Below are 21,670 nucleotides of genomic sequence, written 5' to 3' on the forward strand. Positions count from 1 at the left end.
CTCCTATTGGGCCGAGCCGCGCGTTCCGGAAGGCAGGTCGAATACGATGATGCCGGAGGAGCGCGGGCCGAAGATCGAGGCGACCGAAGCCCCCATGGGCATGGTGGAGACCGGGCAGGCGGGGAAAACCTCCCGCACCCGCTGATACAGGAGCCGTCCGTGATGCTGGTTGTCGTTGGCATTGTATACCAAGGCCAGACGGTGCAGGTGGGTGAACTCGCCGACGAATTCCACCAGCTTTTCCACGGCCTGCTCCGGCGTTTGGACTTTCTCAAGCGGGACCAAGCCCCCCTCTTCCAAGGAGAGAAACGGCTTGATCCCCAGAAGATCGCCCAGCATCACCTGCGCCCGGCTGATCCGGCCGGTGTGCTGCAGGTAGGCCAGGTCCTCAATGAAGAACACGGCGTACATCCGCGGGACGAGGTAGCGCAGCTGGCGGACCGCCTCCTCCAGCGAGGCGCCCCGGTCGGCGATCCGCAGGGTCTCCCCGATCAGGAAGCCGATTCCGGCGGATGTGGTTTGTGAATCCACCACGATAATGTTCAGCCGTCCGGCGAAGGATTCAGCGGCGGCTTTGGCGTTCCGCACCGCCCGGCACAGGCGGCTGGAACTCAACAGGCAGAGAATGTTGCGGGTGTGGCGGGAGATGCTTTGAAATGTGCAGAGGAAGGCTTCCACGCTCGGCGAGGCGACGACCGGCAGCGGGTCGCGGTTCACCAGCAGAGGGCGGATTTTCTCCAGCGTGTCGCCGTTTTGGTCGTCCAGAAAGGAGTGCGTGCCGATGTGGATCGTCAGGGGCAGGACCGTTACGTCAGGCCGCCGGGCGGTCTCCGGATTTGGAAACGCCGAGGCGCTGTCGGTGACGATGTGGATCCGCATGCGGTTCCTCGGCGCGGGACCGGTTGGGCGGAGCTTGGCGGTTGTTTCCGCCGGATGCGGCTTGGCAGCCATCGTTGCCCCCCTTATTCGACCGACAGGATAAAGAAATAATGCGGCTGTCCGCCCTCGTAACTCTCCACCTGCTGGGCGGGGAAGGTGGCCCGGATTTTATCCGCCAACTGGTTCGCCGCTTGCGGCGTGAGCCGCTCTCCCCAATACAGAGTCACCAATTCGCGGGATTCGGCTCCCATTTTAAAAAGGAGATCCATCAGCGTGTCTTCCAGCGAATTCCCGGTCGACACCAGATGTCCGTTGCGCAGGCCGATGAACTGTCCTTCCGCCACCCGAATCCCGTTCATCTCGACGGAGCGGGTGGCCAGGGTTAATTCTCCACTTTCGATCCCGTCGATGGCGTTGGCCATCGCCTGCCGGACGCCGTCAAGGCTGCCGTCGTTTTGGAAGGCGAGCATGGCGGCGATCCCTTGGGGGATGCTGCGGGTGGGAATGACGGCGATCTGCTTGTCGGTCAGGTGGGCTGTCTGCTGGGCGGCCATCAGGATGTTCTTGTTGTTGGGGAGGATGACGATCTTTTCGGCCGGCAGATCGGCGAAGGCGGCGAGGATCTCCTGGGTGCTGGGATTCATCGTCTGGCCGCCCGGGACGACCGCGGAAACCCCCAGGCTGGCGAACACCTTGGTCAGACCGATTCCCGGCGAAACGGCGACCGCCGCGATCTGCTCGGCCTGGACCTTGCGGAACGCGATTTCCTCATCCGGCTTTTTGCGGTGCAGGCCGGTTTGCTCTTGCAGGTTTTCGATCGCCACTTTCGTGACGGTGCCGATCTCGAGAATATAGTCGATCGGTGCGTAGCGATTCTCGGACGGCACATGGATGTGCATGCGGTACAAGTCGTCGCCCTGGCCGACTTGGATCGACGTGCCCATCTGCTCCAAATGCTTGTAGAACTGCTCCAGATTCAACGGGGAGGCGGGGGTGAAATCCACGACGACTTCGAAATCCTGCCCCTCCTCGACGAACTCCTCGGCCCGGCTGAGGTCGAGGGCGTTTAGGGGGGCGACGGTCATCAGCGGCTTGTCGAGGGGCTTGCCCTCAAAATACCGGAGCATGCCCTCCAGCAGGAAGAACAAACCCTTGCCTCCCGCGTCGACCACGCCGGCCTGACGCAGGACGGGCAGCATCTCCGGCGTGCGCTGCACCGAGCGGTCGGCGGCCGACACGATGCGGGAGAGCAGTTCCGGGAACGCGCATCCCGCGGAACGGGCTTCCTCAGCGGCCAGGGCGATGTCGGTGGCGACGGTGAGGATCGTGCCCTCCACCGGACGAACGACGCCCTTGTAGGCCGTCTCGCGGGCCTCCTGCCAGGCGTGGGCGAACGCCGCCGGATCGATCAGCGGCTTGGCATCCACGCTGCGGGCGATCCCGCGCCAGATCTGGGAAAGAATCACGCCGGAATTGCCGCGGGCTCCCATCAGCGCTCCGTGCGCAATGCTGTGCGCCACCTGGCCGGCGCTGGAGGAATCGCTGTTGGCCACCTCCTGGAACGCCGCCTGCATGGTGAGGGACATGTTCGTCCCGGTGTCGCCGTCCGGCACCGGATACACGTTTAGGGCGTTGATCGTCTGCTGGTTGGTGTTCAACCACGTCAGACCGGCAAAGACGAGCTGCTTTAGCAGCTGCCCGTCGATGGCGGGAATCGTGGCGTTCACAGAAGGGGATTGGGATGGTTCCGGCGCTTGTGGGGGGGAAGTCATCTCCGGCGTCCTGCCGTCCTGAGGGAAGTGTTCAATCCGGGTTGCTCACGCGCAAGCCCTGGACATGCACATTGACGGTTTCCACGGGCAGGCGGAAATTGTTTTCCACGGTATAGCATACGGCATGGGCGACGCTGTCCGCTACGGTGGAGATCCGGGTTCCGTACTCCAAAATGACGTACACGTCCAGGCTGATGCCGTCGTCCAGCACATGGACTTCCACGCCCTGGCTGGGATCCTTGGCGGTGGGATGGATCCAGGAGGAGAACCAGCCGCGGGCGGCCATCCCGACCACGCCGTACGACCGCAGCGCGGCCTGACTGGCCAGCGCGGAGACGGCATGGAGGGAGATGCGGACGTCGCCCAGGGAGATTTCGGCGTCCTTTTTCATTCGGTTCATCCCCTCCTATCCGCTGGCGCCCGTTCGGCGGGCGACTCTTGTCCGGACGGTATCTTGTCCGGCCACCCTTCCTATGGTAAGATGCGGACCGGTTTGCGCCGGAAAAGCATTCCCAGGAAGGAATCGGAAAATGGCAAAATGTGAAAAGTGCGGCAAGGCGGTCACCTTCGGCCACAACCGCTCGTTCTCGAAACGGGCGACGAGACGATCCTACCGCCCCAACCTCCAGAAGGTAGCCGTTTGGAGCGGCAAGCGCAAGCAGACCATGGTGCTGTGCGCCAGATGCCTGCGCTCGTCCGTCAAAGTGAAGTAGGGTTTAGCCTTCCTTCGCGCCGGCGGATCCCCCGCCGGTTTTTTTTCCCCCCATCAGACGGCGTCGAGGTCTATGCCCGCAAATCATAACGTCCGGACCCAAAAAAAACAATAGCTTGACAGGACTCTGGAAAAAGGGGGGGGAACATGCTACATTATTTTCTATGAAATCCGAGGCAAGTGGAATTATTAGGAAAAATTGGGTAATAATTATCGCCATTCTATTTGGGTGGGCATGTACCCGGTCCGGAGCTCCGGTCCAGTATTTGAAAACGACTGCCGACAAATTTCCATCCGCGATCGTCGGGCAAGGGCAAGCCGCGATCCCAGGGACGATAAACCCCAGTCCGTTTCTCCCCGCGACGGAATTCACCGCCGCTCCGACCGCCATGTTCGCCACCCCCACGCTGGATCCGACCCGCCCTTCCTCGCTTCCGACGCTCGGACCGGGCACCTATGTTGTCCAACCGGGCGACACCATCGCTTCCATTGCAGAAAAGTTCGGGGTCACGGAAGAGGCGATCATCGCCCTCAACGGCTTGACGAATCCGGACGCGCTGCAAGTCGGACAAACCCTCGCCATCCCGGTCCCGGAATCCGAGAAGCCCGGACCGAATTTTAAAATCATTCCGGATTCGGAATTGGTGTTCGGGCCGGCCGCCGACGGATTTGATCCCGTGGAATTTCTCAAGGGGGGCAACGGCTACCTGCATCGCTACCTCGAGGTCGTCGAACGGAAAGAACGGAGTGGTCCGGAGATCGTCGCCTTCGTTGCGGAACACTACTCCGTCAATCCGCGATTGCTGCTATCGGTGCTGGAGTACACCGCGCGGTGGATCAGCAATCCGTACCCTTCGGCGGGCGAAGCGACCTATCCGTTCGTCGTCGAGACCGGCCGCGAGGGCTTGTACCGCCAGCTGGCGTGGGCCGCCGACCAACTTAATCAGGGCTACTATGATTGGAAGGCCGGAGGGTCGGATTATTGGGTTCTGGAGGACGACAGCGTGGTCCGGATCGGTTCCGGGATTAATGCCGGCACGGCCGGCGTGCAATACCTGATGTCGCGGATCTATGGAAAGCAAGCCTGGCAAGCGGCGGTGGGCGAGGGGGGGGTGTTTTCCACCTTCCAAGCGATGTTCGGCTATCCGTTTCTTTGGTCGCTGGAGCCGGTCGTCCCCGCAGGCTTGGTCCAGCCGATGTTGATGCTGCCTTTTGAAGACGATGTGGTATGGTATTTCACCGGCGGACCGCACGGCGGATGGGACAGCGGATCGGCGTGGGCGGCGTTGGATTTCGCGCCGTCGGACATCGTCAGCGGATGCGTGCAATCGGAAGCTTGGGTTGTGGCGTCCTCCCCCGGATTGGTGGTCCGCAGCGAGGAAGGAGCCGTGGTCCTGGATCTGGATTTCGACGGCAACGAGCACACCGGCTGGACCATCTTCTACATGCACATCGAAAGCCGCGACCGTGTCCCGGTCGGGAAGCGGGTCCTTCTGGCCGACCGGCTGGGACATCCTTCCTGTGAAGGGGGGTACTCGAACGGAACGCACGTCCACATCGCCCGGCGCTTCAACGGCGAATGGATCGCGGCCGACGGTCCGATCCCGTTTGTCCTCAGCGGCTGGACCGCAATTGCAACCGGAGTCGAATACGACGGGTATCTCACCAAGGGCGACCGGACCATCGAAGCCTGCGATTGCGGAATTCCGGAGAATGAAATCTGGCGATGAATCGGCAAAAGCGGCGGTGCCCCGGAATCGGATTGGCCCTCCTGCTGTGCATCCTCGCGGCGCCGGCCTTGGCGTGTTCGCGGGAGACCGCCGCGACGCTGGAAGTGGATTCTTTGTTTGCCACTCCCACGCGCACGGTCCCGCCGCCCACGCCGACGCCAACCGATCCGCCGACCGCCACCCCAACCGCGGTCCCGCTCCCGACCGCGACCCTCAAGCCGACCAATACCTATCCGCCGACGCCGACCCGGAGGCCGCAGGCCACGCCCCTGCCGACGGGCTACATCGTCCAGGCCGGCGATACCCTGCGGACCATCGCCATCCGGTTTGGAGTTCTGCCGGGCGACATCCAAGCGGTCAACGGCGATCCGGTGCCGCAGGAAAGGCTGCTCGAACCGGGAACGCGGTTGGTCATTCCCGTTTCGTTGGAAGGCACGTCGGATTCCACGCACCTGTTTCCCGACAGCGCGATCGTGTATTCGCCGGCCTTCGCCAATTTCGATCCCATCCAATACCTCCGCGACCAGGATGGGTATCTGTCTTCCTACATCCAGGGCAGCGGAGAGATGGCCAACGGCCCGGAAATTCTCCGGCAGATCGCGTTCAACAATTCCTTCAGCCCGAAATTGCTGATCGCCCTGGTGGAGTATTCCAGCGGCTGGGTCACCAAAAAGAATCCCTCCGCCGACACGCTCCATTATCCGCTCGGCTACAAGGACCCGGATTCCTTCGGTTTGTCGGGGCAGTTGGTTTGGGCGACCAACATTTTAAGCATCGGCTATTACGGTTGGCGCGATGCCAGCCAGTTGGAGCTTCCCTTCAACGACGGCAGCGTCATGAGGCTGGCTCCGGACCTGAACGCTGGAACGGCGGCCATCCTGTATTATTTCGCCCGGACAACCGGTGGACGCGGGGAATGGGCGCAGGCCGTCGCAGACTTTTTGGAGGTGTACCGGCGGCTGTTCGGCGATCCGTTCAGCGAAGCCATCGAGCCGTTGTACACCGCCGACCTGCCGCTTTACGAGATGGAACTGCCTTTTTACAAAGGCCAGCAGTGGGCTTTCACCGGCGGCCCGCACGGGGCCTGGGAGCGCGACGGCGCGCGGGCGGCGTTGGACTTCGCGCCGACCGATGCGCCGAATTGCGCCATCTCGCCGAGTTGGACGACCGCGGTCGCCCCGGGGCTGATCGTACGCTCGATCGGCCACGTGGTGGTGATCGACCTGGACGGAGACGGATACGAGCAGACCGGCTGGAACGTGCTCTACCTGCACATCGCCGATAAGGATCACATTTTAAAGGGGATGCGGGTGGAGACGGACGACCGGCTCGGCCATCCGTCCTGCGAGGGCGGAATCGCCACCGGGACTCACATTCACATCGCCCGGAAATACAACGGCGAGTGGATGCTCGCCGGGGGGCCGGTTCCCTTTATCCTCAGCCGCTGGGTGGCCCATGCGGGGGAACATCCCTACGAGGGAACGTTGGAACGCGATGGGATTGTCGTCACCGCCCGGGCTTGGGCGACGCAGGAACTCCTCGTGTGGCGCTGAAGCCTCGGACCGGATTAGAATCGGTTCGGAACGAATGAATCCACGGGTATCGGATACTACGCTGTGGCTGGATGTGCCGCCGAATCCGGGTTCTCGCCGCTTGGCGGCAGGGTGGCGTTTCCGGGCGGGCCGGTTATTGGGGCCGGCGGTTTTCTTGTTCCTGAGTGTCTCGGCTTGCGGTCCGGAGGAATTGCCGGCCACGATCCCCGCAACGGCGACGGCCGAAAGCGCCGAGCTTTACTCAGTCCTTTCCCCCACGCCGCTTCCCACCCGGCTGCTCTCCGAACCGGGGCAGATCATGGACTATCAAGCGCAATCCGGCGATACGCTCGAAGCCGTCGCCGCTCATTTCCGCACCACCGTTGAGGACATCCGCAGGCAAAACCCCGATCTGCCCGGCAAGATCACAACGCTGATCCCGGGCGAGATCCTCCGCGTACCGGTGTACCTGGCTCCCTTCACCGGGACGCCGTTCCAGATTTTGCCCGACAGCGAGGTGGCGGCCGGACCTTCGACGGGGCATTTTTCCGGTTCGGTGTTCGTCGAGAATTCGCCCGGATACTTAAAGGACTACGCCGAATTCGTATTCGGGATGCGGTTGGACGGTTGGGGAGTGGTGGAAACCGTGGCGAGGGATTTTTCCGTGCATCCGCGCCTGCTCCTGGCGCTTTTGGAATACCGCTCAGGCGCGTTGAGCCGCGACGATCAAAGCGAGGCCTTGAAAGCGTATCCGCTCGGTTCGACGGACATCACCGATATCGGACTCGGGATGCAGCTTTCGTGGGCTGCGGAGATGCTGAACGAGGGATACTACGGCTGGCGGACGGGCTGGCTTGGGGAATTGGAGCTGGCCGACGGCCGGGTTTCCCACCCCGACCCGTGGCAGAACGCCGGAACGGTGGCGGTCCAATACCTGCTGGCGCACTGGTTCGGGCAGGACGAGTTCGATCTTGCCGTAGGTCCGGAGGGGTTTGTCCAAACCTACCGGCGGCTGTTCGGCGACCCGTTCGGGTACGCCGAGGAATTGATCCCGGGCGGTCTGCTTCAGCCGGCGATGCAATTGCCTTTCGAACCGGGGAAAATTTGGATCTATACCGGCGGACCGCATTCGGTCTGGGGGCATCATTTGCCGTGGGCGGCGGTCGATTTCGCCCCGCCGTCGGAAACGTACGGCTGTCAGGAAAGCCCCGAGTGGGCGACGGCGGCCGCCGACGGCCTGGTCGCACGCAGTGGTCCGGCGACGGTCGTTTTGGATTTGGATTTCGACGGCGACGAACATACCGGATGGATCGTTTTTTATTTTCACGTGGCGGAAGCGGGCCGGATTCCCGCCGGCGCGCGTTTGCGGGCCGGCGATCGGATCGGGCATCCTTCCTGCGAAGGCGGAACGGCGACCGGAAGCCACATCCACATCGCCCGGCGCTACAACGGCGAATGGATATCGGCCGGCGGCCCGTTGGCGTTCAACCTGAGCGATTGGATCGTCGGATACGGGGACCGGCCGTATCAGGGAACCCTCTCGTATTACCTGGAAGCCGTCCTCCATGCCTACGAGGGAGTCACGCCCGACAACCGAATCATGCTTCCGGCCGCGGCAACCCCGACGCCCGCCGCCTGATTGGTTCCTCGCCGGCAGTCCCGTGCCCGGCCTCACTCCGCGGTTTTCTCAGGCGTCTTCCGCCCGCTTTCGCTCCGGCGGAACCGCCGCGAAGCATGCGCCGCGCGGCTGCTCGATCGGTGTGCATTCCATGTTATATTATTTGCGGTATCCAAGCCGGCCGGGCGATCGCGGCTCCGGACGCAGGTCCGGGGCCGAGGAAAGTCCGCGCTCCACAGGGCGCGACGCCGGGTAATTCCCGGGGCGGGGCAACCTGTCGGAAGAGGGCCACAGAGAAGCGCATTGCCCGGAAACGGGCGAGGGTGAAACGGCGGTGTAAGAGACCACCGGCGTCCGCCGCAATGCGGACGGCCAGGCAACCCCCGTCGGGAGCAAGGCCAAACAGAGGTGACCCCCCGCGGGGGAAACGGTCCGGCCCGGGCCGTCGGAACCTCGGGTAGGCCGCTGGAGCCGCGTGGCAACACGCGCGCCGAGAGAGATGATCGCCGGGCGGGGCAACCCGCACCACAGAACGCGGCTTATAGGCCGGCTTGGATGCCGCCCCTTCTCTTCCGCCGCGGCGGGCGCCGCTCCGGCCGGGAGCACCGCATGACCGTCGAATTGTTTACAGGCAAAGATCCGCAAGGCCGTATTTGGGAGCCGGATTTTTCGCACGAGGTTCATGCGGCCATTCGGATGATCGGCAAGGCTTGGCGCGCCTTCCACGCCGCCCCGGAATTGTACCTTCTCGCGTTCAATCTCCATTCTCCGAACATCGACATGCTGGTGATTTCCGAACGGGGGATCGGCCTGCTGGAAATGAAGGGCCATCGCGGAGCCATCCGTATCAATCCCGAGGATCATTGGCTGGCGGACGGCCAAAAGATGTTGGGCTTCAAGCCGTTTCCGGGCCGCGAACGGCCGGCCTCGTCTTCCTACCTAAATCCGCACGACCAGGTCCAAGGGCACGGTGAGCGGTTTATGGAACGCTTTCTTCCCGTTGTCCGCGAGCAGTATCCCGAATTGACCCGCGGGAAACGACGCGGATTGCGGCTGCAGACGTGCGTTTGTTTTACCAATCCGGAGGCGGACCTCGCGGAAATCCGAAAAGTTGCGCCGGAGTGGAGCCGCGGGCGGCTGCGCTCCTGGGAAAGCGACTTCTCGGTCATTTCCGCGGATGAAGTTCCGGAATGGATTTCCACCCTGCGGTTTGAGGTCAAACAGGTGGATTCGCCGCCCTACTATCCGTTCCGGCTGACGCCGGCGAAGATGCGGCCGCTGCTTTTGGCGCTGTTTTCGGTGGAGCGATGGAAGTCGGTTGAGCGGATTCTCCCCGTCCACCGCTACGGACAGCTGCGGCAAATCAGCGAGGGGCGGACGGCGGCGACCTATTCACTCTGGGAGGAGGAGACCTTCCTCGGCCGCGATCCTCTAAAATGCACGATCGTCGTGCCGCAGCACTACACCCGGGTCAGCCGGGTGCATGCCGTCATCCGGCGCGAGGCGGATGAAATCATCCTGGAGGATTTGGACAGCCACAACGGAACCTACCTCGACGGCCGCAGGATTACCGGCAAGGCGGTTCTCCGCGAGGGGATGGCGGTTTCCCTGGGCGGGCGCGGGCAATCGCAGAAGGAATGCCGCTACGAATTTCACCGGACCGGGGACGCACAGGAGGAAATGGACACCACGGAGGACGGAACCCGGCCGCATATGTTTTTGTTGGACGCGGTTCAAGATGAGTCCGCCCAGCCGCAAAACCGGGATCAATCCAATCCGCAGGGGAAGCGGGTGCGGCCCGATTGAAAGCCGAAACGAACAGGCAACTTTGTGTTTGTCCGCCGCGTCGGAGGAAGGATGAGGTGCGGTATAATTTTCGGCGATCGGGGCGTTGGGTGGAACCCGATCCGCAATATGACTGTTCGCTTGCCTCCGAAAAACCAGCGGGTCTTCTAAGGAGAAGAAGGCATGGGTTCCGGTCACCATTTTGAGATCGAAGCCATGCGGGATGGGAAAAAAAACCTCCATCCCGCATGGGCGGCGGTGGGATGTTTTACCGTGGTGGGTCTGAGCACGGCGGGGTATCTGCTGGGTGGATGGCTGATCGAGATGAACAGTTCCGAGGGTTGGCTTCTGATCCCCGGCCAGTTGGCCGGTCCGGCGCAATCCCCGTATCTGTTCCTCAAGCTGGTTTCGGCGTTGATTGTGCTCCTCTTCGGAACCGCGGTCTTTTCCATTGTGTACACCTTGATAAACCCTCCGAAACCGGGCAAGTACGACGTGATCGATCCGTCGATCTTTCCGCCTCCTCCCAAGCGGAGGAAATGAAGGGCCGGATCCCTGCCAGGGTGCCGGGCGAGCGGCCTCAAGTCGGATCGGGATTCGCATCGTCGCTGGCCGGCGTTCGTCCGCCAGGCAGTCCATCAGACACAAAGGCATCCGGACTGTGAACGAGATTGCCTGTCCCGTGGGCAATCCCTTTTTTAATAAGTGCGCCTACGCCATCCCCGGGAACCTCCCGATTCAGGCGGTTCTGTATAAAAAGGCTATGAAGCATACCGATCGGGTGAAAGCCAAGAACGCCGCATAGAAACCGATCGAATTTCCTAAGGGCGCGTATATAAAAGAAGCGGGCTTTCTCGCGCGCTTTTTTCGCGTAAAACGGCGTCGGCCATCCCCCGCTTTATGACCGTCGGTGAAGCCCCGGCGATGATCGGAGCATTGGAGGAATGGGCTGCAGCGTATGCGCCGGCCGGAAAAACCGGATTCCGGAGCGCGGCGTTATTCCGGGATGGCGCTTCCGGAGCCGGTGAAAAGGCCGGATAATCCGGATGGTCGTCGAAAGGATGACGGGTGGATTGCGTTAATGACAATCTGGCTTCGGATATCACCAAAGCCTCAAGCAAACAGGCGTTTTACACGGTTCGATTCCTGGTGGATCGCGGACGAGTCGCCGATGCGTATCGTTCATATGCCTACTTCCGGTGGGTGGACGACGTGTTGGATGCGGCCGTGGAGAGGGGGGGGCCAGGCAGCGACGTCAAATCCCCGTCCCGCCGGGAATTCCTTCGGCGCCAGGAGCGGCTGCTCGAACGCTGTTGCCGCGGCGAAGCGCCGCAGGTCGCCGATCCCCGGGAGGGCCTGCTTGTGGCGCTGGTCCGGAGCGACCGCGAGAAGGACAGCGGCCTGCGGGCATACCTGCGGAATATGATGCGGGTGATGGCGTTCGACGTCGAGCGACGCGGCCGGGTGATCACCCGGTCCGAATTGGCCGGGTATACGCGCTGGCTGGCGGTGGCAGTGACCGAAAACATGCACCACTTCATCGGACACGATTCGTACGCGCCCCGGGACGAAACCCGGTATGCGGCCGTTTCCGGCGCGCACGTCGCACACATGATCCGGGACACCTGCGATGATGCCAAGGCCGGATACTACAACATCCCGCGCGAGGTGCTGGAGGAAAGCGGCATCGGGCCGCAGGAACTGGACAGCCCGGCCTACCGCTCCTGGGTGAAGGGCAGGGTGCAATTGGCGAGGGGATATTTCAAGGCCGGAAAGCGGTATTTTCGAAGGGTCCGTTGCCTGCGGAATCGACTGGCGGGGTTCGCCTACATGGCGCGGTTTGAATGGTTCCTGGATACGATCGAACGGGAGGGTTTTCGCGTGCGTTCCCAATACGAAGAAAGAAAAAGCGCGCGGGCGGGATTTCAAACGGCTTGGCTTGCGCTCGCTTCCCTGTTCAGCGCTCCGGAAGCGGCTGGGACGGTCGGTGCGGTTGTTGCGGAAGGGCAAGGAAAGATATGAAGCCGGAATCCGCGATCATCATCGGCGCCGGTATCGGCGGATTGACCGCCGCCGCCCATCTGGCCCGCCGGGGGATGCCCGTCACCATCCTGGAGAAAAATGAAGCCCCCGGAGGACGCTGCAACCGCCTCGTGCGGAGAGGCCATCGGTTCGATACCGGTCCCACGTTGTTCGTCATGCCCTTGCTGTACGAGGCGGAATTCCGCGCGTTGGGGGCGGACATGCGCGCCCGGCTCGACCTGCAGCGCGTGGATCCGACTTACCATCTTGTGTTCGACGACGGCGCCCGACTGGCGCTGACTTCAGACATGGATTGCCTGCGCGGGCAGATGGAAGCCGTCGAACCGGGAAGCTTCCGGGCGCTGGGGCGCTATCTCAAGGAAGGGGAACGCCATTACCAACTGGTGCTGGATAACCTGGTCAACCGAGATTTCCGACGCCTGACCGATTTTTTCAACCTGCGCAACGCGCCCCTGCTTTTCCAAATCAAGCCGCTGGTGAACCATTACCGGAACATGGCCGCCTACTTCAACACGCCGCGCCTGAAAAACGCCTTCACTTTCCAAGATATGTACATGGGGTTAAGCCCGTTCGAGGCGCCGGCCACGTATTCGATGATGCCCTACTCGGAGTTGGCGCACGGCGTGTGGTATCCGCGCGGGGGGATGTACCGCGTGTCGGAGGTTCTGGCGGACCTGGCCCGCGAAGCCGGTGCGGAAATCGTCTGCAACGCGGCGGTGGAGCGGATCGAGGTCAATGGGGCGCGCGCCCGTGGAATCCGCCTGGCCGACGGGTCGCGGTTGGAAGCGGACCTGATCCTAGCCAATGCGGATCTGCCGTACGTGTACCGCGACCTGCTTCCTGGAGATGGATCGGCCAAGGCGCTGCTGCGCAAGCAGTTCTCCTGCTCGGTGATCAATTTCTTCTGGGGGCTGGATCGGCAATTTCCCGACCTGAAACCCCATATGCTTTTCCTGGCGGATGATTACCGTGAAAACTTCGAAAGCATCATCCGCGATAAAGGCCTTCCGGCTAATCCCACCATATATGTCCACACTCCCTCACGGCTCGATCCGGCCGCGGCTCCTCCCGGACGGGAAACCCTGGTCGCGACAATTCCGGTCGGCCATATGACCGACAACGGAAAACAGGATTGGGAGGCCCTGCGGGGCGAGGCCCGTCGGCATGTGTTCCGCAGACTGAAAACCATCGGCCTCACCGGTCTCGAGAGGCACATCCAGGCCGAAGCGGTGTACACGCCGCCCTCATGGGCCGGACGGTACAACTTGGTGTATGGATCCACCCACGGGTTGTCCCATCGATTGACGCAGATGGCTGTTTTCCGCCCGGCCAACCGGCATCCGCGACTTAAAAACTTGTATTTTGTCGGAGCCAGCACGCATCCCGGCACGGGTATGCCGACGGCGATGGTCTCGGGAAGGCTGGTTGCCGAGCGGATCCTGGACGAGCAAGGGAATTAAGCAGGGGATAGCCGACCTTCATACGGGAGTCTTAACGGCCGCTCGGCCGTTTGGTTTTTGCCGTCTTCCTTTTCGGAATCCGATGGGGCGATTCCGAAAAAAGCCAAGGGGGTGTGCGATCGGCGATTGTTCTGAATAGTTGATCCGTCCAGGCCGCCGGCGGTTCCGACGGCACTCCCGGAGGCCCGCCGGCGATTTCCCGACCGCGTGCATTGGAATAGAGAATCCGAAGGCCGCTTGCAATGGGCTCGGAAGGGAGGATGGGGTTGAAGGGATTGGAACGAGTCGCCGAGACGCGAATCCATTTCCACCGAACAACACGGATTGCGCCGGCGAAAAAACCGGTGCCGTTGTTCTCTGTCATGGCGAAGGCGGCGAGCGCCTGTCCCGAGCGAAGCGAGGGAAAGCGAGGGCAGGGCGGATGAGAGGGAGGCCGATATCTATTTCTTTTTTTCCCAGCGCCTTGTGGACGGACCAACAATGCGGAAGCGCATTGCGGATATTTGAAAGAAGCCGGGCGGGAAAAAACCGGGGAAGTGGGTTACAATTTAAAGAAAGGCTCCTCGGCCAGGATTCGAACCTGGAACCAATCGGTTAACAGCCGATTGCTCTGCCGGTTGAGCTACCGAGGAAAACCCGAAGATTATACCAGCCGAACATCGAGTGTCAAGAAGGTGCGGAAGGATGGAGACGCAATCCAAGATTGGTCCGGCCGCCAAACGGACGACGGTCCAGGTGACTCTCGCAGACGGAAGGACTTTTGAGGGGCCGGCGGGGACAACGATCGAGGCGTTCCTCCGCGCCGCGGAAGTTCATGCCGAACCGCCGATCGTCGCGGCGTTGTTCGGCGGCGAATTGTGCGAATTAACGCATGCCGTTTTTCAGGACGGGATGCTTGAACCGCTGAATACGGGGACCGGAGACGGGGCGCGGATCTACCGCCGGTCGCTGGTGTTCCTGATGGTGGTCGCCGTACGCGAGTTGTTTCCGGGCGCCGACGTGGCGGTGGATCACTCGGTCAGCGACGGAGGATTCTACTGCACCGCCTACCGGCGCGGCGCATTTTCCGCAGAAGAGATGCAGCGGATTGAAACCCGGATGCGGGAGATCGCGCACTCCGACGAGCCGATCCGCAAGCGCCAGGTGCCGCTCCCGGAGGCGATCGCCCTCTTCGAGCGCGAAGGCTACCAGGATAAGATCCGCCTGTTAAAAACCCGCGAGAAGGATTACCTGACCCTCTACAGCCTGCGCGGGATCGAGGACTACTTCCATGGATACATGGTCCCCTCGACCGGATATTTAAAAAAGTTCCGCCTGCACCGGACGGGGGCGGGTTTCATCCTTCGCTTTCCGCGGCGCCATCTTCCCAACGAACTTCTGCCCAACGGGGATTATCCAAAACTCTGGGCGACCTTCCAGGAGTACGGCCATTGGCAGGAACGGCTGAACTTGGAAGATGTGGGCATGCTGAATCAGGCCATCGAACGCGGCCGGGGGCGGGAGGTTATTCTGGTGGCCGAAGCGCTGCACGATCAGAAAACGGCCGAGATCGCCCGCCGCATCGCCGACCTGCGGGATACGATCCGGCTGGTGCTGATTGCCGGCCCGTCCTCCTCCGGCAAGACGACCTTTTCGCGGCGGCTTTCGATTCAACTCCTCTCGCACGGCCTGCGTCCGTATCCGCTGGAGATGGACAATTTTTTCGTGGACCGCGAGTTAACGCCGCGCGACGAGCAGGGCGAAATGGATTTTGAAGCCTTCGAAGCCGTCGACGTCGGCCTGCTCAACGAAAACCTGGAGCGGTTGCTGCGGGGCGAAGAAGTCTCCCTTCCGCGCTTCGACTTTCCCTCCGGAAAGCGCGTTCCCGGAGAAACGGTCCGGCTGCCCTCGAACGGCGTGGTCATCATTGAGGGAATCCACGGACTTAACCCGGCCCTGCTTCCGCGGTTCCGTTCCGGGGAGGTGTACCGGATTTACGCGTCCGCCCTCACCCAGTTGAACCTCGACCGGCACAACCGGATTTCCACCACCGATTCGCGCCTCATCCGGCGGATCGTCCGCGACGCTTCGAAGCGGGGGCATTCCCCCGCCTTCACCATTTCGGTGTGGGAAAAAGTCCGGCGCGGGGAGCGAAAAAACATTTTCGTTTACCAGGAAAATTCCGACAGCATCTTCAACTCGGCGCTGATTTACGAGCTTTCGGCGCTGCGGCCGATCGCTGAACCGCTGCTACGCCAGGTCGGGCCGGATCTCCCCGAGTACATCGAGGCCAAACGCCTGCTGGCTTTGCTGGCCTGGGTCCGCCCGTTGTCGCCGGAGTTTATCCCGGATGATTCCATCCTGCGCGAGTTCATCGGCGAATCGATCCTCGAAGAATTCCAGAGCTGGGGTTCCTGACCATGCGATACCTGCGTTTTCGGCGCAAAGGGGAGGCAACCGTACTGCAAGGCTGGATGGAGGAAGACCGGGTCGGGCTGATCGCCGGGCCGCTGTTCGGCGCGCACCGGCGCATGCCCGCCGGAACTCCGGCGGCTTCGGTGCAGATCGTGACTCCCTGTCCGCCGGGGAAGATTCTCTGCGTCGGACGGAACTACGCCGAACATGCCCGCGAACAGAACGCCGAAGTCCCCGAGGTGCCGCTGCTGTTCATGAAGCCTCCCTCGGCGGTCATCGGCCCGGGAGAGGCCGTCCTGCTTCCGCCGCAATCCGAACGGGTGGAACACGAAGCCGAGCTGGCGGTGGTCATCGGCCGCAGGATCCGCGGCGTCGGGGCCGAGGAAGCGGCGGCCGGGATCTTCGGATACACGATCGCCAACGACGTCACCGCGCGGGACCTGCAACAGCGCGACGGCCAGTGGACCCGGGCCAAGGGGTTCGACACGTTCTGTCCGCTCGGGCCGTGGATCGAGACGGACGTGGATCCGCACGATTTGCGGATCGCCTGCCGCGTCAACGGGCAGATCCGCCAACTGGGATCCACGCGCGACATGATTTTTTCGGTTCCACAGCTGATCGCCTTCCTTTCCGGAATCATGACCCTCGAGGCAGGAGACATCCTCCTGACCGGGACGCCGGCGGGCGTGGGCCCCTTGGAAGACCGGGACACGGTGCAGGTGGAGATTGAAGGCATCGGAATCTTAGAGAATCCGGTCCTCGGATCGCGGAAGGCGCCGGCAAACGGCGAATCCCTATGAACGAAGGAGGATTTCCATGGGATTAAAATCGGACGGCTGGATTGTCCGGATGGCGAAGGAGCACGGGATGATCGAACCGTTTACGGACAGACAAGTCCGGCAGGGCGTGATTTCCTACGGCGTCTCTTCCTACGGCTACGACATCCGCGTGGCAGACGAATTTAAGATCTTCACCGACGTATACTCCGCCGTCGTCGATCCGAAGGCGTTCGACACGCGTTCGATGGTGGATTTCCGCGGCGACGTCTGCACGATCCCGCCCAACTCGTTCGCCCTGGCCCGGACCGTGGAATACTTCCGCATTCCGCGCAGCGTGCTGACCCTTTGCGTGGGGAAAAGCTCTTATGCGCGGTGCGGGATCATCGTCAACGTCACGCCCTTCGAACCCGAATGGGAAGGATACGTCACCCTGGAAATCTCCAACACCACTCCGTTGCCCGCGCGGATCTACGCCAACGAGGGCATCGCGCAGGTGGTTTTCTTCGAGGCCGACGAGGAATGCCTCGTCTCCTATGCCGATAAAAAAGGAAAATACCAGGCGCAGAAAACCATCGTTCTGCCTAAGGTTTAGCAATTTCTTCCCGAAGGGCGCAAAGCCCCGCCCCGGATCGCGCGGAGCATGAGCCGGGGCGGGGCCGGGGAGGACCGGAAGACAAAGACGCAGGATCGGGGTTGAGCCCTTTACGCGGATTCTTCTCAGACTTCCACCAAATCCCTGATCTTCTCCAGCAGCGCCGGACCGACACCCTCGACGTTCAACAAATCGTCCACAGAGTGGAACGGGCCGTGTTCCTCGCGGTATTCGATGATCCGCTGCGCGAGGACGGGGCCGATGCCGGGCAGCGATTCCAGTTCCTCGCGCGTGGCGGTGTTGAGGTTGATCTTGCCGCCGGAGGAGGGCGCCGTGGGGGTGCCGGGACCGGGCGTGGGAGTCTTCACCGGAACGCGGACCTCCTGTCCCTCGCTCAGCGGCGCGGCGAGGTTTAGGCGCGACGTGTCGCCTTCCGGAAGGACGCCGCCGGCGGCATCCAAGGCATCCTGCAGGATGCTGCCCGGGGCAAGGCGGTAGACCCCGGGAGCCGCGACGGCTCCGCGCACAGATACGCGGACCCCGGGCGGGTCGAGCGGGGTGGAAAGCAGAATCGCCTTCCCTTCCATCCGGCCGTGGCCGATGAGAATCAGCGCGGCCGAAAGCAATCCCGAGCATAAACCGATGAGAAACGCTTGCCAGGTTTTCATCTCCCCCTCCGAAGCCCGATTCGGCCGCGAGGATCAACAGCGGCCGAGGTTGTCCAATTATATCAGCGGTCACAGGTACGACGGATGCCCCCGGTCATCCCCCTGCGGAGAGCAGCGCGCGGTCGATGGCGTCGAACAGCCATTGGAAACTGGGATCGGATCCGGCCACCATCACGTTGTTGACGTAGAAGGTCGGCATGTCCTGGATCCGCAGAACGTTGGCGCGGTTGACGTCCGCCTCCAATACGTTCATCCGCGATTGGCTGCTCAGGCATTTGTTGAAGGCAAGGCTGTCCAGGTTCAACTCCACGGCGAAGGCCTGCAGGCGGGCGGTGGTGAAACTGCCGAGGTTCACTCCGGCTTGGTTGCGGTAAAGAATGTCGTGGTATTCCCAGAACATGTCCTGATCCCCCGCGCACAGGGCGCCCAGCGCGGCCAGGGTCGACTCCGCTCCCAGCACGGGCAGGCTGCGGTAAATGAAAAGCACCTTGCCGGTGTTGATGTATTCCTCCCGCAGGCGGATTTCGGCGGTGGTGGCGAAGAGACCGCACGTGGGACACTGATAATCCGAATATTCCTCCACCAAAACCCGGGCGGTGCTGCGGTTGCCAATCTCCCGCGCCGGGAACGAAGCGTCGACCGGGGCGCTTTGGCTGGCGATGATCGCGACGACGGCGACGATCAGGACGACGGCGCCGATGGCGATCATCAGGTTGCGCTGCACGTTCATCGAGGAAATCCGCTGCCGGGTGAAATCCTTGCGTTTCTTGGGCATTACCCCTCCGGGGCAAGGGATGATGGCGAATTGCAGGAAAGGCGGTAGTTTGCCATGATTGACGGGAATTGTCTAGGAGCGGTAATCCGCATGCGGTTATCGAGCCGCGTTCATCGGCGTATGGGCGCCGTTTGCGCTCGGAAAACCGGAAACGATCCGCCGATGGGGGAGAATCCCATTTCCCGGTACAAGCGTTGAGACCGAAGGTTTTCCGTCTGCGTGTTCACCGTGACGATCGGCGCCCCTTGCCGATGAAAAAAATCCAACAAATAGGCGAGCAGGCGGCGGCCGGCTCCCCGGCCTTGGTGGCGCGGATGGACGGCGATGCGGCTGAGATGGACGCCCACCGAAGTGCGGACCGCCGTGAGGTATCCGGCGATGCGACTTTCCCGGCGGAGGACGACCGCCAAATCCGAACGGCGTCGGTTTTCCCCCAGCGCATCCGGATCCAACTGCCAAGGCGGAGAAAATGCGGCCCGGTCCAATTCCCCCACTTCCCGGAGGTCGGCTTCCTGCATCGCCGATATTCCGGCGTCGACCTCCCCGATCCGCGGCGAAGGGTAAGGCCGTACGCCGTAGGCAACCACACATCCCACGTTTTCGAAGCCGCTCTGCAGGAGCAGTTGGACCATCCAACTCTCTGTGGTCATCGCCCAGGCGCGGGGCACGCCCATGTCCGAAAGGACCTGCGCCGCTTCCGGCCAGAGCCGGCCCCACACGGCGCTCGTTCCGGGGGGATCGTCCGCGGCGAAGAGGTGCAGCCACGCCACACCCAAACGGTCGGGGGAGGCCAGCAGGGCGCCGACCTTCGATCCGCGGTTGTCCGTCAGGCACAGCGAGGGAGCCCGGCCGATCCAGAATTCGCAAGGATGCCATCCGACGTGGTGAAACTGAAACGCCGCGGAGGGAAGCCAGCGCAGGAAAGAATCCTTCTGGGCGGATTCCAGAAAGGATGCGGACAGGGGAAGGAGGGCTATAGGGTGATGTCCAAGAGGGATTCGGCGATATCCCGCAGGCGGTCCACGGGAAGTTCGCTTAATTTCATCGCCAGCCGGAGGTAGGGTTCATGCACCGGCTGGGCGGCGAACCGGCGGATATCCGACGGGAGTTTTTGGAACTGGTCGTCGGATTCACGGTTCATCTCCCATTCGCCCACCGGACCGTGGTATTCAAGGAAGGATCCGACTTCCACCCCCAGGCCGGTGGCCAACGATTCTAAATCTGCCAGCGGAATCGGACGGACGCCGTTCTCGTAGGCCTTCACCCGCCGGACGGTAAGGCCGGATTTCTTGCCGAGCTCGCCGAGACGCAGATTTTTCTCCGCCCGCAGTTGGCGGAGCTTCGTGGCGATCATCTTTTGGCGGAGGAGGATCAGCCGGTTCAGGTCGATTTTCTCGCGCTTGTTTTCGGTGAGGAATTGGGCGTTGTAAAGGAAATGCCGGATGGGAACGTCGTAGGTGTACGCCAAGGCCTCCAACTCCGGCAGGGTGATCGCCCGCCTTCCGCTTTCGAACGCCGAAAGCATCGAGGAGGTCATCCCGAGGAATTCCGCGGCTTGCCGCACCGATTTATGGGCGGCTTCTCGCGCGTCCTTCAACAAGACCCCCAGCATTTTATTGCGGAGGAACTGCGGGGCATTCGGTCCTGGCATCGTCTTCACTAGTCCTTTCGTCGGCTATTCGCGCTCGCTTCCGCCGCCCGCCGAAAGCCCGCTTCGCGCTTTCGGCGGGCGGCGGAAGAATCACTTGCCCGGAGGGGGAGGATCAACGGGCAGATCGAACATCAAGCTGGTGCCGCTTCCCTCTTTGCTTTTTATAGTGAGTTTCGATCCGTGCGCATCCACGATCTGGCGGCTCAGATGTAGCCCGATGCCGGTTCCGCCGTGGCGGCGGGTCAACGACCGCTCCAATTGATGGAACGGCTCAAACAACTCATCCATCCGGGAGGCGGGGATTCCGATGCCGGTGTCCTCTACCGTGATCCAGACCCGATCGGAAGAGGTGCCGGTCCGGACGCTCACCCTCCCTCCCGAAGGCGTGAATTTTATTCCGTTGTCGAGCGGTTGGGAAAGCACCCAGGTGATTTTCCGGCTGTCGGCCCGCACGTTCGGCAGCTCCGGCGGAAGGAAAACTTCGATGCGCACGTTTCCTTTCTGGGCTTTCGCCGAAAGGCGCGCCAGCGCCTCCTGCAGGCAGGCCCGCAGGGAAACGGACTGCAAGTTGAGCGAGATCCCCCCGCGCGAAGAATCGGAGAATTGGATCAGGTCTTCGATCAGATCGGTCAAACGCTGAGATGCCTGGCGAAGCGTGGCCACCGCCGAGCGCTGCTGCTCGGACAGCGGTCCGAAGGTGTCGTCGGAAAGCAGGTCGATGTACCCCACGATATGGGTCATGGGCGTGCGCAATTCATGCGAAATGTTGGCGACGAAATCCGCCTTCAGTTGGCTGAGTTCTGAAAGCTTGTCGACGGCGCGGGACAGTTCGGCCGTCCGCTCCCGGACCCGTTCCTCCAATCGGCGGTTGGCCGATTGCAAAGCCCGTTGAAGCTGGAGGACCATGGCGGCCACCGATTGGTCCAGCGTCTCGCGGCTCAGAAAGCCCTTCTCCACCAGAACCTGTCCGATCCGGCGCGGCGGTTTCCCGGCTTTGACGTCGCGGGCCTGAGTCTGCAGCGCTTGTTGCAGCTGATCCGCGGTGATGACCTTCTGCGAAACCAAGCTTTCCCCCAGCCGGGGGACGAGTTCTTCGATGCTGATCGGCGCGGTGGGGGCAGTGTTCCGCGCTTCTTCCAGGTGGAGGCGGATCCAGAGGTCGGTATAGAGGATCAGATCGACATTGCATTCCGGGCAATGGGTTTGGTTTGCCGGGACCCCGGCGCCGCAATATGGACATTCCATCCGGACGGCCTTGGAAGGGGGCACCATGGGCCAGC

General features: G+C 62.3%; 19 protein-coding genes, 1 tRNA gene and 1 other RNA gene. 12 read left to right on the forward strand and 9 right to left on the reverse strand.

Translation table 11 applies throughout. The features are described 5' to 3' along the window. Window positions 1–3: 3 nt before the first annotated feature. The 3 genes from JW929_07375 to JW929_07385 form a co-directional block, all read right to left on the reverse strand. On the reverse strand, window positions 4–879 hold the full coding sequence (locus tag JW929_07375; protein ID MBN1439213.1) for a DegV family protein: 876 nt from the start codon (window positions 877–879) through the stop codon (window positions 4–6). Between the two features lie 83 nt (window positions 880–962). Next, window positions 963–2,651, reverse strand: a complete 1,689-nt coding sequence (locus JW929_07380; GenBank protein MBN1439214.1) for a DAK2 domain-containing protein — start codon at window positions 2,649–2,651, stop codon at window positions 963–965. A 31-nt stretch (window positions 2,652–2,682) separates the two neighbouring features. Then, the gene (locus tag JW929_07385) at window positions 2,683–3,051 is read right to left on the reverse strand and encodes an Asp23/Gls24 family envelope stress response protein (GenBank protein ID MBN1439215.1); all 369 of its coding nucleotides are present in this window, start codon (window positions 3,049–3,051) and stop codon (window positions 2,683–2,685) included. 130 nt (window positions 3,052–3,181) lie between these two features. Here JW929_07385 and rpmB point away from each other — a divergent pair, with 130 nt between their 5' ends. The 9 genes from rpmB to crtI all read left to right on the forward strand — a co-directional run bounded on the left by rpmB (window position 3,182) and on the right by crtI (window position 13,531). After that, window positions 3,182–3,364, forward strand: a complete 183-nt coding sequence (gene rpmB, locus JW929_07390; GenBank protein ID MBN1439216.1) for a 50S ribosomal protein L28 — start codon at window positions 3,182–3,184, stop codon at window positions 3,362–3,364. A gap of 265 nt (window positions 3,365–3,629) precedes the next feature. Continuing rightward, complete coding sequence (locus JW929_07395; GenBank protein MBN1439217.1) at window positions 3,630–5,093, forward strand: LysM peptidoglycan-binding domain-containing protein; 1,464 nt, start codon at window positions 3,630–3,632, stop codon at window positions 5,091–5,093. After that, window positions 5,090–6,646 carry a LysM peptidoglycan-binding domain-containing protein gene (locus JW929_07400; protein MBN1439218.1) on the forward strand — a complete coding sequence of 519 codons (1,557 nt, stop codon included), beginning with the start codon at window positions 5,090–5,092 and terminating at the stop codon, window positions 6,644–6,646. Before JW929_07395 ends, JW929_07400 begins: the two co-directional genes overlap by 4 nt. 34 nt (window positions 6,647–6,680) lie before the next feature. Continuing rightward, window positions 6,681–8,264 carry a LysM peptidoglycan-binding domain-containing protein gene (locus JW929_07405; GenBank protein MBN1439219.1) on the forward strand — a complete coding sequence of 528 codons (1,584 nt, stop codon included), beginning with the start codon at window positions 6,681–6,683 and terminating at the stop codon, window positions 8,262–8,264. Window positions 8,265–8,416: 152 nt separating this feature from the next. Further along, window positions 8,417–8,801, forward strand: an RNA gene (rnpB, locus tag JW929_07410) — RNase P RNA component class A. Window positions 8,802–8,852: 51 nt separating this feature from the next. Continuing rightward, window positions 8,853–10,049: an FHA domain-containing protein gene (locus JW929_07415; GenBank protein MBN1439220.1), complete on the forward strand. Its 1,197-nt coding sequence runs from the start codon at window positions 8,853–8,855 to the stop codon at window positions 10,047–10,049. 162 nt (window positions 10,050–10,211) lie between these two features. Then, window positions 10,212–10,571 carry a hypothetical protein gene (locus JW929_07420; GenBank protein MBN1439221.1) on the forward strand — a complete coding sequence of 120 codons (360 nt, stop codon included), beginning with the start codon at window positions 10,212–10,214 and terminating at the stop codon, window positions 10,569–10,571. Window positions 10,572–11,096: 525 nt separating this feature from the next. After that, window positions 11,097–12,050 (forward strand): squalene/phytoene synthase family protein, encoded by a 954-nt coding sequence (locus JW929_07425; GenBank protein ID MBN1439222.1) that lies wholly within the window; start codon window positions 11,097–11,099, stop codon window positions 12,048–12,050. Beyond that, a complete protein-coding gene (crtI, locus tag JW929_07430) occupies window positions 12,047–13,531 on the forward strand; it encodes a phytoene desaturase (protein MBN1439223.1) in 1,485 nt (494 codons plus the stop codon). Before JW929_07425 ends, crtI begins: the two co-directional genes overlap by 4 nt. A gap of 559 nt (window positions 13,532–14,090) precedes the next feature. Here the strand turns inward: crtI and JW929_07435 are convergent. Continuing rightward, window positions 14,091–14,163: transfer RNA gene (locus tag JW929_07435), tRNA-Asn, on the reverse strand. A 52-nt stretch (window positions 14,164–14,215) separates the two neighbouring features. Here JW929_07435 and JW929_07440 point away from each other — a divergent pair. From JW929_07440 to JW929_07450, 3 genes are read left to right on the forward strand one after another with little or no spacing between them, the layout of a single operon-like run. After that, window positions 14,216–15,928, forward strand: coding sequence for a nucleoside kinase (locus JW929_07440; GenBank protein MBN1439224.1), 1,713 nt, complete (start codon window positions 14,216–14,218; stop codon window positions 15,926–15,928). A gap of 2 nt (window positions 15,929–15,930) precedes the next feature. Beyond that, the gene (locus JW929_07445; protein ID MBN1439225.1) at window positions 15,931–16,725 is read left to right on the forward strand and encodes a fumarylacetoacetate hydrolase family protein; all 795 of its coding nucleotides are present in this window, start codon (window positions 15,931–15,933) and stop codon (window positions 16,723–16,725) included. Between the two features lie 16 nt (window positions 16,726–16,741). After that, on the forward strand, window positions 16,742–17,296 hold the full coding sequence (locus JW929_07450; protein MBN1439226.1) for a dCTP deaminase: 555 nt from the start codon (window positions 16,742–16,744) through the stop codon (window positions 17,294–17,296). Window positions 17,297–17,421: 125 nt separating this feature from the next. Here the strand turns inward: JW929_07450 and JW929_07455 are convergent, their stop codons facing one another. The 5 genes from JW929_07455 to JW929_07475 all read right to left on the reverse strand — a co-directional run bounded on the left by JW929_07455 (window position 17,422) and on the right by JW929_07475 (window position 21,662). Further along, entirely contained in the window at window positions 17,422–17,964 is a 543-nt protein-coding gene (locus tag JW929_07455) for a ComEA family DNA-binding protein (GenBank protein MBN1439227.1), read from the reverse strand. A gap of 94 nt (window positions 17,965–18,058) precedes the next feature. After that, the gene (locus tag JW929_07460; protein ID MBN1439228.1) at window positions 18,059–18,739 is read right to left on the reverse strand and encodes a DsbA family protein; all 681 of its coding nucleotides are present in this window, start codon (window positions 18,737–18,739) and stop codon (window positions 18,059–18,061) included. A gap of 110 nt (window positions 18,740–18,849) precedes the next feature. Continuing rightward, window positions 18,850–19,509: a GNAT family N-acetyltransferase gene (locus JW929_07465; GenBank protein MBN1439229.1), complete on the reverse strand. Its 660-nt coding sequence runs from the start codon at window positions 19,507–19,509 to the stop codon at window positions 18,850–18,852. 203 nt (window positions 19,510–19,712) lie between these two features. Next, window positions 19,713–20,390, reverse strand: coding sequence for a helix-turn-helix domain-containing protein (locus tag JW929_07470; GenBank protein ID MBN1439230.1), 678 nt, complete (start codon window positions 20,388–20,390; stop codon window positions 19,713–19,715). 90 nt (window positions 20,391–20,480) lie between these two features. Continuing rightward, a complete protein-coding gene (locus tag JW929_07475) occupies window positions 20,481–21,662 on the reverse strand; it encodes a hypothetical protein (protein MBN1439231.1) in 1,182 nt (393 codons plus the stop codon). Between the last annotated feature and the right edge of the window lie 8 nt (window positions 21,663–21,670).

It is taken from the genome of Anaerolineales bacterium (assembly GCA_016928575.1).
GTDB lineage: Bacteria > Chloroflexota > Anaerolineae > Anaerolineales > RBG-16-64-43 > JAFGKK01.